The sequence below is a fragment of the Burkholderia sp. LMU1-1-1.1 genome (genome assembly GCF_040675865.1).
GTDB lineage: Bacteria > Pseudomonadota > Gammaproteobacteria > Burkholderiales > Burkholderiaceae_D > Rugamonas.
In genome coordinates, this window is sequence record NZ_JBEGHG010000086.1 from 79,549 (window position 1) to 96,891 (window position 17,343).

Genomic DNA, 17,343 nt, shown 5'->3' on the forward strand with positions numbered 1-17,343 from the left:
TAGGAATGACCATGAATATGAAAAAACTGATGATCAGCGCGGTTGTCGCGCTGTCCGCCTTCACGATGCTGGCCGAGGCGACCGCGCGTCCCGCCGGCGGCAACCGTTCGATCGGCCGCCAGTCGCAAAACGTCAACCGCATGCCGCCGGCCGCCGCGCCGACGCCGGCACCGCGCCAGGCCGCCCCGGCGCCAGCGCCGAACGCGCCGAACGCCATGCCGGCCAAGCGCCCGAGCATGTGGAAAGGTATCCTCGGCGGCGCGCTGCTGGGCCTGGGCCTTGGCGCCCTGTTCTCGCACCTGGGCATCGGCGGCGCGATGGCTTCCATCCTGAGCACGATGCTGATGCTGGCGCTGCTGGCCGGCGCGGCGTACTTCATTTTCCGCATGTTCCGCCGCAAGTCGCAGCCGACCGTGGCGCCGGCCGCTGGCGGTGGTAATTTCGGCGGCAGCTTCAACGGCAACGGCAATGCGTACAACAACGCCAACGCCTACACGGCGCCGGCGGTCGGCGGCACGCCGGAAATCGGTTCGCGCCTGCAGCCTGAACAGCAATACCAGCCGGTGCCAGCCGCGCCGGTGCCGCATACCCCATGGGGCGTGCCGGGCGACTTCGATGCCGTGTCCTTCCTGCGCGTGGCCAAGAGCAACTTCATCCGCCTGCAAGCGGCCTGGGACAAGGGCGACACGGCCGACATCCGCGAGTTCACCACGCCTGAAGTGTTCGCTGAAATGAAAATGCAGATCAACGAGCGCGGCGCGCAGAAGGATTACACCGATGTCGTCAGCATCGACGCCGAACTGCTGGGCATCGAGACCAGCGAGACCGAGTACTTGGCCAGCGTCAAGTTCACCGGCATGATCAAGCCCGCGCCCGACGCGCTGGCCGAGCCGTTCAACGAGGTGTGGAACCTGACCAAGCCCGTATCCGGCGCTTCGGGCTGGTTGCTTGCTGGTATTCAACAGTTGGCGTAATCACCGGGAAATCCCGGCGAACTGGTAAGATCAAGACCGCCCGCTTTCCGGGCGGTTTTGTTTTTCTGGCGTAAAGAACTTGTTTTGAGCGACGACCTACCGATGACCCCACCGAATTTCAGCCACTTGTCCGCCCTGTTATCCGCCGCCGCGCCGGCCAGCGCGGCCGTCAACCATCTGCTGGCGCAGGAGCCGTGGGCGCGCGAGCAGTTGCGGCGCCACGCCGGCAAGGTCGCCTGCATCGACGCCAGCACCGTCGCGCTGCGCCTGCGCGTGACGGCCGAGGGTATGTTCGAGCCCGCACCGGCGGATGAGCCTGCCCGGGTTACCATCAAGGTGAAACTGTCGGACCTGCCGCTGATCGCGCAAAACCGCGAGCGCGCGTTTTCGTACGTGCGCATCGAGGGCGACGCCGATTTCGCCAACGCCATCTCCAGCCTGAGCACGTCGCTGCGCTGGGAAGCGGAGTCCGACCTGGAAAAAGTGGTCGGCCCGGTGGCGGCGGTGCGCATGGTGTCGGGCGCCAGGGCCGCCTTCGAAGCGGTCAGGACGGGTCATCAGAAGCTGGCCGAAAACGTCGCCGAGTTCCTGCTCGATGAAAAACAGGTGCTGATACGCCCGCAGGCGGTGGAGGAATTCTCGGCCGACGTGGTGCGCCTGCGCGATGACGTGGAACGGGCCGCCAAGCGCCTGGCCAAATTGGAACAGAAACTGGGAACCCAATGATTTTGAAATTTTTACGCCTGCTGAAAATTCTGCGGGTCGCCATTCGTTACGGTCTCGACGAAATCGCCATCTCCGGCCTTAAAGTGCCGCGCACCGCCAAACTCATCGACACGATCATTTTTTGGCGCGACATCTCGGCCCCGCGCGGCGTGCGCCTGCGCATGGCGCTGGAGGACCTGGGGCCGATCTTCGTCAAGTTCGGCCAGGTGCTGTCGACCCGCAGCGACCTGATACCGGCCGATCTGGTGATCGAGTTGTCGCGCCTGCAGGACCGGGTGCCGCCGTTCGATTCCGACCTGGCCATCGCGCAGATCCGCAAATCGCTGGGCGCCCATCCGGACCAGCTGTTCGCCTCGTTCGAGCGCACGCCGGTGGCGTCGGCGTCGATCGCGCAGGTGCACTTCGCCACCTTGAAGGACGGCAAGCAGGTCGCGGTCAAGGTGCTGCGTCCGGGCATGAAGAAATCCATCGACGAGGATGTCGCGCTGATGCACATCGCCGCCGAGTGGGTCGGCCGCGTGTGGGCCGACAGCAAGCGCCTGAAGCCGAAGGAAGTCGTCGCCGAGTTCGACAAGTACCTGCACGACGAGCTGGACCTGATGCGCGAGGCGGCCAACGCCAGCCAGCTGCGCCGCAATTTCGCCGACTCCAAGCTGCTGATGGTGCCGGAAATGTACTGGGACTATTGTTCCAACAGCGTGATCGTCATGGAGCGCATGCACGGCCTGCCGGTGTCGCAGATCGACAAGCTGGAAGCGGCCGGCGTCGACCTGAAAAAACTGTCCAGCGACGGCGTCGAGATCTTCTTCACGCAAGTGTTCCGCGACGGCTTCTTCCACGCCGACATGCACCCCGGGAATATCCTGGTGTCGATCGAGCCGGAAACCTTGGGCCGCTACATCGCGCTCGACTTCGGCATCGTCGGCACGCTCAACGACTACGACAAGGATTACCTGTCGCAGAACTTCCTGGCCTTCTTCCGCCGCGACTACAAGCGCGTGGCCGAGGCCCACATCGAATCGGGCTGGGCGCCGAAGGAAACCCGCGTCGACGAGCTCGAGTCCGCCGTGCGTGCCTGCTGCGAGCCGATCTTCGACCGGCCGTTGAAGGACATCTCGTTCGGCCAGATCCTGCTGCGGCTGTTCCAGACCTCGCGCCGCTTCAATGTCGAAGTGCAGCCGCAACTGGTGCTGCTGCAAAAGACGCTGCTCAACATCGAAGGCCTGGGCCGCCAGCTCGACCCCGACCTCGACCTGTGGAAGACCGCCAAGCCGTATCTGGAAAACTGGATGGCCGAGCAGGTCGGCTGGCAGGGCTTGTTGCAGCGCCTGAAGGCCGAGGCGCCGCGCTACACGCAGATCCTGCCGCAGCTGCCGCGCCTGGTTTACCGGGCGCTGGAGCAGCAGGGCGAAAAGCCCGCCGATAACGGCGAGCTGATCAAAGTGCTGATCCACGAACAGCAGCGCACCAACCGTTTGCTCAGCCTGGTGATCTATTTCGCCGGCGCGTTCGGGCTGGGCGTGGCCGGCTTCCAGCTGTATCTGCGCTGGCACCATCTGCTCTGACCATGGCCGATTTCCAGCAGCGCGATCCGATGTCGCCGGCGTTCTGGGATGAACGCTTCGCGCGCAACTTCACGCCGTGGGACCGGGGCGGCGTGCCGCTGGCGCTGCGCGACTTTGTCGCCGCCAACGCGCCGATGGTCAGCTTGATACCCGGTTGCGGCTCGGCCTACGAACTGGCGTTTTTGGCCGGGGCGGGGTGGGATGCGACGGCGATCGATTTTTCGCCGCAGGCGGTGCAGGCCGGCAAGCTAGCCGTGGGCGGGCATGCGGATAGGGTGGTGGAGGCGGATTTCTTCGCCTGGCAGCCGGCGCGGCCGTTGCAGCTGATTTACGAGCGCGCCTTCCTGTGCGCCATGCCGCGCGCGATGTGGCCCAAGGTTGCGGCGCGCTGGGCGGAATTGTTGCCCGCCGGGGCGCTGCTGGCCGGCTACTTCTTCTTCGACGATGCGCTCAAGGGGCCGCCGTTCGGCATCGCCCGCGAGCAACTGGAGGCTTTGTTGCAGCAAGATTTCGACCGCGTCGCCGACGACCCGGTCAGCGATTCCATCCCCGTATTCGAAGGCAAGGAGCGCTGGATGATCTGGCGCCGGCGGACTTGATCGCAGGAAACAGGCTGGGGCCGGGTAAAAAGCTTTATAATTCAGGGTTTTGATGATTTTTGCGGAGTAATAGATGCCGATCTACGCTTACCGCTGCGAGGCATGTGGTTTTGCCAAGGATGTCTTGCAGAAGATTTCCGACCCGCAGCTGACTGTTTGCCTGTCGTGCGGCAAGGAGTCGTTTAAGAAACAATTGACCGCCGCTGGCTTCCAGCTGAAGGGTACCGGCTGGTACGCGACCGATTTCCGTGGCGGCACGCCGCCGGCGACGGGCGTGTCCACCGGTCCGGTGGACGGTGCGGCCAAGGCCGACGCGCCCAAGGCGGACGCGGCCGCGAGCACGCCCGCCAAGCCGGCGAGCGGCACGGGAACGGCCTGAACGACGGCAGCGGCCCGGCCGCTGCCGCCCGTCACTCCACCCACATGAGCACCCATATAAGAGTCTTCGATGCGTAAATATTTCATTACCGGTCTGCTGATCCTGGTGCCGCTGGCGATTACCGCCTGGGTGCTGAGCCTGGTCATCAACACGATGGACCAGTCGCTGCTGTTCGTGCCGGAGCGCTGGCAGCCGCACACGCTGATCGGCTTCGACATCCCCGGCCTGGGTACCCTGCTGACGATCGTGATCGTGTTCCTGACCGGCTTGCTGACCAATAACCTGGTCGGCAACTACGTGGTGCGCATGTGGGAAAAGCTGCTCAAGCGCATCCCGCTGGTGAACTCCCTCTATTCGAGCGTCAAGCAAGTGTCGGACACCTTGTTCTCGTCGTCGGGCAACGCCTTCCGCAAGGCGGTGCTGATCCCGTATCCGCACCAGAACTCGTACACCATCGCCTTCCTGACCGGCACGCCCGGCGGCGACGTCAAGAACCATCTGGTCGGCGACTACGTCAGCGTCTACGTGCCGACCACGCCGAATCCGACGTCGGGCTTTTTCCTGATGCTGGCGCGCAAGGATGTGGTCGAACTCGACATGTCGGTCGACGCGGCCCTGAAGTACATCGTCTCGATGGGCGTGGTGGCGCCGGAAAGCGTGCCCCAAGCCATCGAAGTCGTCAGCAAATAACGCAGCATCAGCAACACACTGAATTCACGAGCAATCTAACCTGAACCGAGAAATAACATGTCCTCAATGCGTACTCACTACTGCGGCCTCACCACTGAAGCGCTGCTTGGCCAAACCGTCAGCCTGTGCGGCTGGGTACATCGTCGCCGCGACCACGGCGGCGTGATCTTCATCGACCTGCGCGACCGCGAGGGCCTGGTGCAGATCGTTTGCAATCCGGAACAGGCTGAAGTCTTCAAGGCCGCCGAGCACGTCCGCAACGAGTTCTGCCTGCGCGTCACCGGCGTGGTCAAGGACCGCCTGGCCGGCACCGTCAACGCCAACCTGAAGTCGGGCAAGATCGAAGTCGTGTGCTCGCAACTGGAAGTGCTGAACCCTTCCGTTGCCGTGCCGTTCCAGCTGGACGACGACAACCTGTCCGAAACCACCCGCCTGACCCACCGCGTGCTGGACCTGCGCCGTCCGCAGATGCAGAACAACCTGCGCCTGCGCTACAAGGTGACCATGGAAGTGCGCAAGTATCTGGACAACCTGGGCTTCATCGATATCGAAACGCCGATGCTGACCAAGTCGACCCCGGAAGGCGCGCGCGACTACCTGGTGCCGTCGCGCGTGAACGCCGGCAGCTTCTTCGCGCTGCCGCAGTCGCCCCAGCTGTTCAAGCAACTGCTGATGGTGGCCAACTTCGACCGCTACTACCAGATCACCAAGTGCTTCCGCGACGAGGACCTGCGCGCCGACCGCCAGCCTGAATTCACCCAGATCGACTGCGAAACCTCGTTCCTGACCGAACAGGAAATCCGCGACCTGTTCGAGGACATGATCCGCATCGTGTTCAAGAACACGATGGACGTCGAGCTGCCCAACCCGTTCCCGGTGATGGACTTCGCCGAGGCGATGGGCAAATACGGTTCGGACAAGCCTGACATGCGCGTCAAGCTGTCGTTCACCGACCTGACCGAAGTGATGAAGGACGTCGACTTCAAGGTCTTCTCGGGCGCGGCCAACATGCCTAACGGCCGCGTGGTCGGCCTGCGCGTGCCGAAGGGCGGCGAGATGCCACGCTCGGAGATCGATGCCTACACCCAGTTCGTCGCCATCTACGGCGCGCGCGGCCTGGCCTACATCAAGGTCAACGAGAAGGCCAAGGGCCGCGACGGCCTGCAATCGCCGATCGTCAAGAACCTGCACGACGCCGCGCTGGCCAAGGTGATCGAGATGACCGGCGCCGAAGACGGCGACCTGATCTTCTTCGGCGCCGACAAGGCCAAGATCGTCAACGACGCCATCGGCGCGCTGCGCGTGAAGATCGGCCACAGCGAGTTCGGCAAGAACGCCGGCCTGTTCGACGACGTCTGGTCGCCGCTGTGGGTGGTGGACTTCCCGATGTTCGAACATGACGAGGAAAACGATCGCTGGACCGCGACCCACCATCCGTTCACCGCGCCGAAGGACGGCCACGAGGACATGCTGGAAACCAATCCGGGCGCCTGCATCGCCAAGGCCTACGACATGGTCCTGAACGGCTGGGAACTGGGCGGCGGTTCGATCCGTATCCACCGCGAGGAAGTGCAGTCGAAGGTATTCCGCGCGTTGAAGATCGACGCCGACGAGGCGCGCCTGAAGTTCGGCTTCCTGCTCGACGCGCTGCAATACGGCGCGCCGCCGCACGGTGGCCTGGCCTTCGGCCTGGACCGCATCGTGACCTTGATGACCAAGTCCGATTCGATCCGCGACGTGATCGCCTTCCCGAAAACCCAGCGCGCGCAGGATCTGCTGACCCAGGCGCCGTCGGAAGTGGACGAGAAACAGTTGAAGGAACTGCACATCCGCCTGCGCGCCGTCGAGCCGAAGGTCGCCAGTTAATTAGTCTGGCATAATGAAAAGGCGCCAACGTTCACACGTGGCGCCTTTTCTTTTGCCTGAAACTTATGCCATACAAGATACCCGAATCCGTGCTGGTGGTGATCCACACCGCCGACCTGCATGTGCTGCTGATCGAACGCGCCGACAAGCCCGGTTACTGGCAATCGGTGACCGGTTCGCTCGACGCCGTCGACGAGCCGCTGCTGGAGACGGCCGCGCGTGAACTGTTCGAGGAAACCGGCATCGTCGCCGACGGCGAGCGCATCGTGCTGCGCGACTGGCACTTGTCCAACATCTACACCATCTACCCGGTCTGGCGCCACCGCTACGCGCCGGGCGTGACGGAAAACACCGAGCACGTTTTCAGCGTCGAGGTGCCGCGCGATATCCCCATCACGCTCAGCCCGCGCGAGCATCTGAACCACGCGTGGCTGCCGCACCTGGAGGCGGCCGATAAATGTTTTTCTTTCTCCAATGCGGAAGCGATTCTGCAACTTCCCCAACAGCTTCTGAAGCAACTTGGCTAAATTGTGCCGCATCAAATAGCGGCGGACTGTGCCGCGCATACTTTGGAATTCGGAGCAAGTTCCGGGGGATGTTGTGGCGACGCTGTTGCGGCTCAGAGGTTACCGTTTCTATTTTCACAGCCAGGTCACGGGCGAGCCGCCGCACCTGCATGTGGACAAAGAGCGCAAGTCCGCCAAGTTCTGGATCGAGAGCACGACGGTGGTGCGCAACGTAGGCTTCAGCCCGCTTGAAGTGCGCGAGATCACCCGCATCATCGTCGAGTACCGGCTGGACTTTCTAAGGATCTGGAATGACTACTTCGAAGATGCCTGACGAGCGTATCAAGACCGTGGTGTTCGAGGACCGCGCGCTGGTGATTGGCTTGATGGACGGCCGGCGCATCAGCACGCCGTTGGCATGGTATCCCCGTCTGGCGAGCGCCACCTCCGCGCAGCTGGGCGATTGGGAAATCGTCGGCGCCGGCGACGCGCTGCACTGGGCGCAGTTCGATGAGGATCTCAGCGTCAGCGCGATGTTGCGCGGCTTCTCTTCAGCAGCTCCATCATCTCCTGAAGCCGATACCTATTGAGGTTTTGTGTCGGCTCAAGCGTAGGCCTGCGATCCCGTTCTAGTATCATGGATCGCTATCCACCTGCCGCTTGCCATGCCAGCCATCTTGCGCTACAAAGGGTATAAGTTCTTCTTTTTCTCGAACGAAGGATTGCCCCGCGAGCCTGTTCACGTCCACGTGCAAGGACAACGAGGCCTCGCCAAGATTTGGATCGAACCGGAGGTGATGGCCGCCCACTCCTCTGGGATTCCCGCCAAGACCTTGCGTGAACTCGTGCGTTTCGTGGCTGAACATCGAGACTATTTCATCGATATCTGGAAGGAGTATTTTGATGATTGAGGCGCGTGCAAAAAAACTGTCTTTTGATCAGGATAATATGTGGGTGCACCTAGTCGACGGTCGTACGTTGGGCGTGCCGCTCAACTTTTTTCCGCGACTTTCTCAAGCCACTCCGGTACAACGCGAAGATTATGTATTGAGCGGTGGTGGACAAGGTCTGCACTGGGAAGCGCTCGACGAAGATATCAGCGTTGAGCATTTGTTGAAGGGACATGGCGATACCACGATTCGTCGACCGACATCTAATACCAAGTTTGGTTGACCGCCTCTTGCTCGAATCGCTGTGTGCGTAGGCGAACACACGCGGAGGCGCACTCGGGGTTAGAATGTTCTGTATGAAAATCCGAGTTGCCACCTACAATATTCACAAGGGAGTGTCCTGCATCCGCGCCGAGCCGCGTGTGCTGGCGCTAAAACAGGCGATCGGCCTGTTCAATGCCGATGTGGTTTTTTTGCAAGAGGTACAAGGCAAGCATGACCTCAAGGCCGCCAAGTACGGCGCCGAACAGTTGGGCCAGAAGCATTGGCCCGCTGCGGCGCAGCATGAATATTTCGCGGGCGAGTCGCGCCACCTGCACGCCGCCTACGGCATGAACGCCGTCTACGACCACGGCCACCACGGCAACGCCTTGCTGAGCGCTTTCCCCATCGCCAACATGGCCAACCACGACGTTTCGGACCACGCCTACGAGCAGCGCGGCATCCTGCATTGCGTGCTCAACACCGAACACGGCCTGGTGCATTGCTACGTGGTCCACCTGGGCCTGTTCGAGGCGGGCCGCCGCCGGCAGACGCAGGCGTTGATCTCGGCCGTGCGCGAGTCGGCGCCGGACGGCGAACCGGTCATCATCGCCGGCGATTTCAACGACTGGCGCAACACCCTCAGCGGCGAGCTGCGCAACGCGCTGGGCGTGGTCGAGGCGTTCGACGAGCTCGGCACGAACGCGTCGCTGGACGGCATCATGCGCACGCTGCGCCGCAAGGCCAGCATGAAGCCCAACATCAGCCCGGCGCGCACCTTCCCGTCGGCGCTGCCGTTCTTCCGGCTGGACCGCATCTACGTGCGCGGCTTCAAGGTCGAGTCGGCCGAGGTCATGCATGGCAGCCTGTGGGCCAAGCTGTCCGACCACGCGCCCATCGTGGCGTCGTTGTCGCTGGGGTAAGGGACGCCATGGGCTCCGTCAAACTGCTTGCCGATAACGAAGTCACGCTGCTGTACACCGGCACCGAGTATTTCCCGGCGTTGATAGGGGCCATCGACGCGGCCCGGTACGAAGTCTATTTCGAGACCTATATCTTCGCCGACGACGAGACCGGCCAGAAAGTCTTGGCCGCGTTGTCCGCCGCCGCCAAGCGCGGCGTCGACGTGCGCATGATCACCGACTGGTGGGGCACCGGCCGCCGCAAGGTCAACTGCATGCACGAGAAGCTCGAGGCCGCCGGCGTCCACCACCGCATCTTCAATCCGTGGTTCAAACGCGGCATCACGCGCACGCACCGCAAGATTTGCGTGGTCGACCGCGAGGTCGCCCTGGTCGGCGGCATCAACATCAACGACGACATGTTCTGCGACTACAACCACGCGATCAGCCTGTCGGCGCCGCGCTGGGATTTCGCCGTGCAGGTGCGCGGGCCGCTGGTGGCGTCCATCCACCTGGAGGCGCAGACGCAGTGGCTGCGTCTGGGCAAGTTGGGCCTGATGAAGCGCATCGGCCTGTACCGCGACGCGCGCAAGGTCAACAAGACCGCCGCCGCCAACATGGTGCATGCCGGCTTCGTGGTGCGCGACAACCTGCGCAACCGCCGCACCATACAGCGCGCCTACCTGCAGGCGCTGGGGCGCGCGCGCAAGACCGTGCTGCTGGCCAATCCGTATTTCGCGCCGGGGCGCAAGTTCCGCCACGCGCTGGCCGCCGCCGCCGAGCGCGGCGTCGAGGTGGTGTTGCTGATCGGCGTGGGCGAGATCTGGCTGCAGGATGCGGTGGCGCACTCGTTCTATCCGAAGCTGCTTGCGGCCGGCGTCAAAGTGGTGGAATATCACAAAACCCAGTTGCACGCCAAGGTGGCCGTCATCGACGACGACTGGGCGACCGTGGGTTCGAGCAATGTCGACGGCTTGAGCCTGTTTTTGAATCAGGAAGCGAACGTGATCATCAAGGATGCGGCTTTCGCGCAGAACCTGCGCCAGCACATCGAGGCGGCCGTCGCCGACGGCGTGGTCATCAGCTATGCCGACTTCGAGCACGTCGGGCGCTTCCGCCGCATCGGTTACGAGATCGCGTTCGTGTTTTACCGGACCGTGATGCGGTTGTTCTCCGTGGGGAAATACGCTTGAGCGAAAGTGTCAGACTGGATAAATGGCTGTGGGCGGCGCGCTTTTTCAAGACGCGCTCGCTGGCCACGGACGCGGTGGATGCGGGCAAGGTCAAGGTCAACGGCGACAAGGTCAAGCCGGCGCGCACGGTGCGCATCGGCGACAAGCTCGACATCGACAACGGGTCAGACCGTTGGGAGATCGACGTGATGAACCTGTCCGACGTGCGGCAGGCGGCCCCGATCGCCCGCAATCTGTACGAGGAAACCGACGAGAGCGTCGAGCGGCGCGCTAATGTGGCCGAGAACCGCAAGATGTTCCGCGAGCCCAGCGCCGATTTCAAAGGGCGGCCGACCAAGCGCGACCGCCGGCAGATGGGCAAGTTTGGCGGCGCCGATTAGGTTTTGTCGTATCGTATCGCCGGCGTTTAACCCGGTACCGCACGAGGGGTCGTACCCCATGGGGTACGACCCCGCGACGGATCGCCGTGCGGGTTTGGCGTGAACGTCCCATATCCTCATTGCTGCGTCGCAGCAATAGACCCCCACCTCTAAATGTACTGTTTGACTTTTATCCCCCGGTGGATAATAGTACGAGCGTTCGCAATTTTTTCACACGGAGTAAACGAAGTGGAGCAAAATGTTCTTTTCTCCATGTAACTACACCTTGGGATGCAAGTTATTAATACCTCAACTAAATTTATGCGCAAGGGCGAGCTGACTCGCGCGGCGATCCTGGACGTGGCGCTGGACCTGGCCAGCCGGGACGGCCTCGAAGGCCTGACCATTGGATTGCTCGCGGATAAGATGAACATGAGCAAATCCGGCGTGTTCGCGCACTTCGGATCGCGTGAAGATTTGCAGTTGGAAGTGCTGAAGCTGTATCACCACCGTTTTGAGCAGGAAGTGTTTTTCCCCAGCGTCAAGGAACCGCGCGGTTTGCCGCGTCTCCGTTCGATGTTCGCGCGCTGGGTCAAGCGTGTCAGCGTGGAAGTGGCTTCGGGCTGCATCTACATCAGCGGCGCCGTGGAATATGACGACCGTCCGGGTCCGATCCGCGAAGAGCTGATGGCGATGGTCGGCGCCTGGCAGGGCGCGTTGCTGCGCTGCGTGAAGCAAGCCATCGACTGCGGCGACCTGCAAGCGGACACCGATCCGCAGCAGCTGGTCTACGAGATGTACGGCCTGATCCTGGCATTGCACCACGATGCGCGCTTCCTGCGCATCCCGGGCAGCTTGGAGCGCGCCAGCGTCGGCTTCGAACGCTTGATCGAATCCTACCGTAACGCAGAATTACCTCATTAAACCAACACTTAAGTAGTCATCAGGAGAATAAACATGGGTCAATACGTCGCGCCAATCCGGGATATGCAATTCGTGCTGCACGAGCTGCTCAATGTGCAAGAGGAGTTGAAGGCACTGCCGGACTACGCCGAAATCGATGCCGACATCATCAACCAGGTGCTGGAAGAAGGTGGCAAGTTCACGTCGGAAGTGCTGTTCCCGCTGAACCATTCGGGCGACCGCGAAGGCTGCAAGCACGACGCCGCGACCCACTCCGTGACGACGCCGAAAGGTTTCAAGGAAGCGTACAAGCAATACGTCGACGGCGGCTGGGCCGCGCTGGCGTGCGATCCGGAATACGGCGGCCAGGGCCTGCCGGTGCTGCTGAACAATTCGTTCTACGAAATGCTGAACTCGGCCAACCAGGCCTGGACCATGTATCCGGGCCTGTCGCACGGCGCCTACGAGTGCCTGAAGGAACACGGCACCGACGAACAAAAGAAAACCTACCTGCCGAAGCTGGTCTCGGGCGAGTGGACCGGCACCATGTGCCTGACCGAGCCGCACTGCGGCACCGACCTCGGCATGCTGCGCTCGAAGGCGCTGCCGCAGGCCGACGGCTCGTGGCTGATCACCGGCAACAAGATCTTCATCTCGGCCGGCGAGCACGACATGGCTGAAAACATCCTGCACCTGGTGCTGGCCCGCGTGCCGGACGCGCCGGAAGGCTCGAAGGGCATCTCGCTGTTCCTGGTGCCGAAGTTCCTGCCGAAGGAAGACGGCTCGGTCGGCGAACGCAACCCGATCACCTGCGGCGCCATCGAAGAAAAAATGGGCATCCACGGCAACTCGACCTGCCAGATGAACCTGGACGGCGCCAAGGGCTGGATCATCGGCCAGCCGAACAAGGGCCTCAACGCCATGTTCGTGTTCATGAACGCGGCCCGCCTGGGCGTCGGCATGCAGTCGCTGGGCCTGACCGAAGTGGCTTACCAGAACGCGCTGATCTACGCCAAGGACCGCATCCAGATGCGCTCGCTGTCGGGCGTGAAGGCGCCGGACAAGCCAGCCGATCCGATCATCGTGCACCCTGACGTGCGCCGCATGCTGCTGACCGCCAAGGCCTACGCCGAGGGCGCGCGCGCCTTCACGTCGTACGTGGCGCTGCAGATCGACCGCGAACTGCACCACCCGGACGAGGACGTGCGCAAGGAGGCGGCCGACGAGGTCGCGCTGTTGACGCCTATCGTCAAGGCCTTCATCACCGACAACGGCTGGATCGCCACCTCGGAAGCGATGCAAGTGTTCGGCGGCCACGGCTACATTGCCGAATGGGGCATGGAGCAGTACGTGCGCGACGCCCGCATCAACCTGATCTACGAAGGCACCAACACCATCCAGTCGCTCGACCTGCTGGGTCGCAAGATCCTGGGCGACAACGGCGCCAAGCTGCGCAAGTTCGGCGAGAAGATCAAGGCCTTTGTCGAAGACAACGGCACCGACGAGGCGATGAGCGAGTTCATCACCCCGCTGGGCGACCTGGGCGACAAAGTCACCAAGCTGACCATGGAAATCGGCATGAAAGCCTTCCAGAATCCGGACGAAGTGGGCGCCGCCTGCGTACCGTACCTGCGTGTTGTCGGCCATATGGTATACAGCTATTTCTTCGCGCAGATGGCGAAGATCGCGCTGGCCAAAGAGGACAGCGGCGACAATTTCTACAAGGCCAAGCTGGCGACCGCGCGCTTCTACTTCGCCCGCCTGCAGCCTGAAACCGCAACCTTGATCCGCCAGGCACGTTCGGGCTCCGCCAACCTGATGGCACTCGACGCCGACCTGTTCTAAGAGACTAGAGGAAACGACATGACCAATTTCATCGTTAAAAAAGTAGCCGTGCTGGGCGCCGGCGTGATGGGCGCGCAAATCGCCGCCCACTGCGTCAACGCCAAAGTGCCCGTCGTCCTGTTCGACCTGCCGGCCAAGGAAGGCCCGAAGAACGGTATCGTTCTGAAAGCCATCGAGAACCTGAAGAAACTGTCGCCTGCGCCGCTGGGCAACAAGGACCACGCCGCGCTGATCGAGGTGGCCAACTACGAGGACGACCTGGCCAAGCTGGCCGAGTGCGACCTGATCATCGAAGCCATCGCCGAGCGCATGGACTGGAAGCACGACCTGTACAAAAAGGTCGCTCCACATATCGGCGCCAACGCCATCTTCGCCTCTAACACCTCGGGCCTGTCGATCACCAAGCTGTCCGAAGGCTTCGACGCCGACCTGAAATCGCGCTACTGCGGCGTGCACTTCTTCAACCCGCCACGCTATATGCACCTGGTCGAGATCATCCCGACCGAGGCGACCAAGCCGGAAATCGCCGACCAGCTCGAAGGCTTCCTGACCACCACCCTGGGCAAGGGCGTCGTGCGTGCCAAAGACACGCCTAACTTCATCGCCAACCGCGTCGGCGTGTTCGGCATCCTGGCGATCGTGCATGAAGCGGAAAAATTCGGCCTGTCCGTGGACGTGGTCGACGACCTGACCGGCGCCAAGCTGGGGCGCGCCAAATCGGGCACCTTCCGCACCGCCGACGTGGTCGGCCTGGACACGATGGGCCATGTGATCAAAACGATGCAGGACAACCTGCCGAACGACCCCTTCGCCGCCGTCTACAAGACGCCGGAAGTACTGGCGAAACTGGTTGAAAAAGGCGCCCTGGGCCAAAAGTCCGGCGCCGGTTTCTATAAAAAGGTCGGCAAGGACATCCAGCGGCTGGATTTCGCCACCGGTGAGTACGTCGCCGGCGGCGGCAAGGCCGCCGACATCATCGCCCGCATCCTGAAGGAAAAAGATCCGGTCAAGAAAATGAAAGCGCTGCGCGAATCGACCAATCCACAGGGCCAGTTCCTGTGGGCGATCTTCCGCGACGCCTTCCACTACATCGCCGTGCACCTCGACACCGTCGCCGACAACGCCCGCGACATCGACTTCGCCATGCGCTGGGGCTTCGGCTGGACCACCGGTCCGTTCGAGACCTGGCAGGCGGCCGGCTGGACGCAAGTCGCCCAGTGGGTCAAGGAAGACATCGACGCCGGCCAGGCGCTGTGCTCCGCACCGCTGCCGGCCTGGGTGTTCGAAGGCCCGGTCGCCGAAAAAGGCGGCGTGCACACGCCGGAAGGTTCGTACTCGGCCGTGTCGAAATCGTTCGTGCCGCGCTCGACCCTGTCGGTCTACGACCGCCAGGTGTTCCGCGCGCCGGTGTTCGGCAGCGGCGAGATCGACGGCAAGAAAGCCGGCACCACCGTGCATGAAGACGACGACGTGCGCCTGTGGCACACCGGCGACGACGTGCTGATCATCTCGCTCAAAACCAAGATGCACGTGATCAGCCCTGGCGTCATCGCCGGCTACCGCAAGGCATTGGCCGAAGCCGAGAAGAACTTCAAGGGCCTGGTCATCTGGAACTCGGACGCGGCCGAAGGCGGCGCGTTCTCGGCCGGCGCCGACCTGCAATCGGCATTGCCTGCGTTCATGCAGGGCGGCGCCAAGGCGGTCGACCCGATCATCAGCGAACTGCAAGACACCTTCATGGCGATGAAGTACTCGAACGTGCCGGTGGTCGCGGCGGTTGCCGGGCTGGCGCTGGGCGGCGGCTGCGAAATGGCGCTGCACGCCTCCAAGCGCGTGGCCTCGATCGAGTCGTACATCGGCCTGGTCGAAGTGGGCGTCGGCCTGATCCCTGCCGGCGGCGGCCTGAAGGAAGCGGCACTGCGCGCCTTCAAGGAAGCCAAGGGCAACGACATCCTGCAATTCCTGAAAACCGGCTTCACCAACGCTGCCACGGCCAACGTGTCGAAGTCGGCGCTGGAAGCGCAGGCGATGGGCTACCTGAAGGAAGACGACGTCATCGTGTTCAACCCGTACGAGCTGCTGCACGTGGCCAAGGTGGAAGCGCGCGCCATGTTCGACAAGGGTTATCGTCCGCCGTTGAAGACGCCGATCCAGGTCACCGGCCGCTACGGCTGGGGCACCATCAAGGCGCAACTGGTCAACATGCGCGACGGCGGCTTCATCTCCGCGCACGACTTCAAGCTGGGCGACATGATCGCCGAGATCGTCTCGGGCGGCGACATCGACCAGGGTTCGTTCGTCAGCGAGCAGTGGATCCTCGACATGGAGCGTAAAGCCTTCCTGGAACTGCTGAACCATCCGAAGACGCAAGAACGGATCATGGGCATGATGCAAACCGGCAAGCCGGTCCGCAACTAAGCCGATCCGACACTGAACAGGAAGAACATAATGAGCAAACAAATTCAAGACGCATACATCGTCTCCGCCACCCGCACCCCGATCGGCAAGGCGCCGCGCGGCATGTTCAACAAGACCCGCCCGGACGACCTGCTGGTGCGCGTGCTGCAATCGGCGCTGGCACAGGCGCCTGGCCTGGACCCGGCGCTGATCACCGACGCCATCATCGGCTGCTCGTTCCCGGAAGCGGAGCAGGGCTTCAACATCGCCCGTCAATCGGTGCTGCTGGCCGGCCTGCCGAAGACCGTCGGCGGCGTCACCATCAACCGCTACTGCGCCTCGGGCATCACGGCGCTGGCCATGGCCGCCGACCGCATCCGCGTCGGTGAGGCCGACGCCATGATCGCCGGCGGCGTCGAATCGATGTCGATGGTGCCGATGATGGGCCACCACCCATCGATGAACCTGAACATGTTCACCGACGAAAACGTCGGCATGGCCTACGGCATGGGCTTGACCGCCGAGAAAGTCGCCACGCAATGGAAAGTGTCGCGCGAAGCGCAGGACGCGTTCGCCGTCGAATCGCACCGCCGCGCCATCGCCGCGCAGCAGGCCGGTTTCTTCAAGGACGAGACCACGCCGGTCGAGATCATCACCCGCACGCCTGACCTGAGCACCGGCGAGATCAAGGTCAAGACCCGCACCGTCGACACCGACGAAGGCGCGCGCGCCGACTCGACGATGGAATCGCTGGCCAAGCTGAAGCCGGTCTTCGCCGCCAAGGGTTCGGTCACGGCCGCCAACAGCTCGCAGATGTCCGACGGCGCCGGCGCGCTGCTGGTCGTGTCGGAGAAATTCCTGCGCGAGCACAACCTGACACCGCTGGCGAAGTTCTCGTCGTTCGCCGTCAAGGGCGTGCCGCCGGAAATCATGGGCATCGGTCCGAAGTTCGCGATTCCGGACGCCTGCAAGGCCGCCGGCATCACCCAGGACCAGCTGGACTGGATCGAGCTGAACGAAGCGTTCGCCGCGCAGGCGCTGGCCGTCATCGGCGACCTGGGCCTGGACCCGGCGAAAGTGAACCCGATGGGCGGCGCGATCGCCCTGGGCCACCCGCTGGGCGCCACCGGCGCCATCCGCGCCGCGACCGTCGTGCACGCGCTGCGCCGTAACAACCTGAAGTACGGCATGGTGACGATGTGCGTCGGCGCCGGCATGGGCGCGGCAGGCATCATCGAACGCGTATAAAACCCAGCATCCTTAAGCGATACGCAAGCGCCACCGCTTA

19 protein-coding genes are annotated in these 17,343 nt (G+C 62.9%); all 19 read left to right on the forward strand.

Features of this window, described 5'->3' with window-relative positions; all coding sequences use genetic code 11:
- The first annotated feature begins 11 nt into the window (after positions 1-11).
- On the forward strand, positions 12-974 hold the full coding sequence (locus MRBLMU1_RS31635) for a Tim44 domain-containing protein (RefSeq protein ID WP_363510402.1): 963 nt from the start codon (positions 12-14) through the stop codon (positions 972-974).
- 102 nt (positions 975-1,076) lie between these two features.
- Complete coding sequence (locus tag MRBLMU1_RS31640) at positions 1,077-1,700, forward strand: ubiquinone biosynthesis accessory factor UbiJ (protein ID WP_363510405.1); 624 nt, start codon at positions 1,077-1,079, stop codon at positions 1,698-1,700.
- Positions 1,697-3,265, forward strand: coding sequence for a ubiquinone biosynthesis regulatory protein kinase UbiB (gene ubiB / locus MRBLMU1_RS31645; protein ID WP_363510408.1), 1,569 nt, complete (start codon positions 1,697-1,699; stop codon positions 3,263-3,265). The genes MRBLMU1_RS31640 and ubiB overlap by 4 nt, the downstream gene beginning before the upstream one ends.
- A 2-nt stretch (positions 3,266-3,267) precedes the next feature.
- Positions 3,268-3,864: an SAM-dependent methyltransferase gene (locus MRBLMU1_RS31650; RefSeq protein ID WP_363510411.1), complete on the forward strand. Its 597-nt coding sequence runs from the start codon at positions 3,268-3,270 to the stop codon at positions 3,862-3,864.
- 73 nt (positions 3,865-3,937) lie between these two features.
- Positions 3,938-4,243 (forward strand): FmdB family zinc ribbon protein, encoded by a 306-nt coding sequence (locus MRBLMU1_RS31655; protein WP_315215700.1) that lies wholly within the window; start codon positions 3,938-3,940, stop codon positions 4,241-4,243.
- A gap of 69 nt (positions 4,244-4,312) precedes the next feature.
- Positions 4,313-4,933 (forward strand): DUF502 domain-containing protein, encoded by a 621-nt coding sequence (locus tag MRBLMU1_RS31660; RefSeq protein ID WP_315215699.1) that lies wholly within the window; start codon positions 4,313-4,315, stop codon positions 4,931-4,933.
- A gap of 66 nt (positions 4,934-4,999) precedes the next feature.
- Positions 5,000-6,799: an aspartate--tRNA ligase gene (gene aspS / locus MRBLMU1_RS31665; RefSeq protein ID WP_363510965.1), complete on the forward strand. Its 1,800-nt coding sequence runs from the start codon at positions 5,000-5,002 to the stop codon at positions 6,797-6,799.
- A gap of 65 nt (positions 6,800-6,864) precedes the next feature.
- A complete protein-coding gene (gene nudB, locus MRBLMU1_RS31670; protein ID WP_363510415.1) occupies positions 6,865-7,326 on the forward strand; it encodes a dihydroneopterin triphosphate diphosphatase in 462 nt (153 codons plus the stop codon).
- 73 nt (positions 7,327-7,399) lie between these two features.
- The gene (locus tag MRBLMU1_RS31675) at positions 7,400-7,639 is read left to right on the forward strand and encodes a DUF4160 domain-containing protein (protein ID WP_363510418.1); all 240 of its coding nucleotides are present in this window, start codon (positions 7,400-7,402) and stop codon (positions 7,637-7,639) included.
- A complete protein-coding gene (locus MRBLMU1_RS31680; protein WP_363510421.1) occupies positions 7,617-7,895 on the forward strand; it encodes a DUF2442 domain-containing protein in 279 nt (92 codons plus the stop codon). The genes MRBLMU1_RS31675 and MRBLMU1_RS31680 overlap by 23 nt, the downstream gene beginning before the upstream one ends.
- A gap of 75 nt (positions 7,896-7,970) precedes the next feature.
- A complete protein-coding gene (locus MRBLMU1_RS31685) occupies positions 7,971-8,216 on the forward strand; it encodes a DUF4160 domain-containing protein (RefSeq protein WP_363510424.1) in 246 nt (81 codons plus the stop codon).
- Positions 8,209-8,478 carry a DUF2442 domain-containing protein gene (locus MRBLMU1_RS31690; RefSeq protein ID WP_363510427.1) on the forward strand — a complete coding sequence of 90 codons (270 nt, stop codon included), beginning with the start codon at positions 8,209-8,211 and terminating at the stop codon, positions 8,476-8,478. Before MRBLMU1_RS31685 ends, MRBLMU1_RS31690 begins: the two co-directional genes overlap by 8 nt.
- A gap of 73 nt (positions 8,479-8,551) precedes the next feature.
- The gene (locus MRBLMU1_RS31695; RefSeq protein WP_363510430.1) at positions 8,552-9,379 is read left to right on the forward strand and encodes an endonuclease/exonuclease/phosphatase family protein; all 828 of its coding nucleotides are present in this window, start codon (positions 8,552-8,554) and stop codon (positions 9,377-9,379) included.
- 8 nt (positions 9,380-9,387) lie between these two features.
- Complete coding sequence (gene clsB, locus MRBLMU1_RS31700) at positions 9,388-10,551, forward strand: cardiolipin synthase ClsB (protein ID WP_363510433.1); 1,164 nt, start codon at positions 9,388-9,390, stop codon at positions 10,549-10,551.
- Positions 10,548-10,931 carry an RNA-binding S4 domain-containing protein gene (locus tag MRBLMU1_RS31705; RefSeq protein ID WP_363510436.1) on the forward strand — a complete coding sequence of 128 codons (384 nt, stop codon included), beginning with the start codon at positions 10,548-10,550 and terminating at the stop codon, positions 10,929-10,931. The genes clsB and MRBLMU1_RS31705 overlap by 4 nt, the downstream gene beginning before the upstream one ends.
- A 300-nt stretch (positions 10,932-11,231) precedes the next feature.
- Positions 11,232-11,834, forward strand: coding sequence for a TetR/AcrR family transcriptional regulator (locus MRBLMU1_RS31710; RefSeq protein WP_363510439.1), 603 nt, complete (start codon positions 11,232-11,234; stop codon positions 11,832-11,834).
- 33 nt (positions 11,835-11,867) lie between these two features.
- Positions 11,868-13,658, forward strand: coding sequence for an acyl-CoA dehydrogenase C-terminal domain-containing protein (locus MRBLMU1_RS31715; RefSeq protein ID WP_363510442.1), 1,791 nt, complete (start codon positions 11,868-11,870; stop codon positions 13,656-13,658).
- 18 nt (positions 13,659-13,676) lie between these two features.
- Entirely contained in the window at positions 13,677-16,076 is a 2,400-nt protein-coding gene (locus MRBLMU1_RS31720; protein ID WP_363510445.1) for a 3-hydroxyacyl-CoA dehydrogenase/enoyl-CoA hydratase family protein, read from the forward strand.
- Between the two features lie 30 nt (positions 16,077-16,106).
- On the forward strand, positions 16,107-17,303 hold the full coding sequence (locus tag MRBLMU1_RS31725; protein WP_330922344.1) for an acetyl-CoA C-acyltransferase: 1,197 nt from the start codon (positions 16,107-16,109) through the stop codon (positions 17,301-17,303).
- The last annotated feature ends 40 nt before the right edge of the window (positions 17,304-17,343 follow it).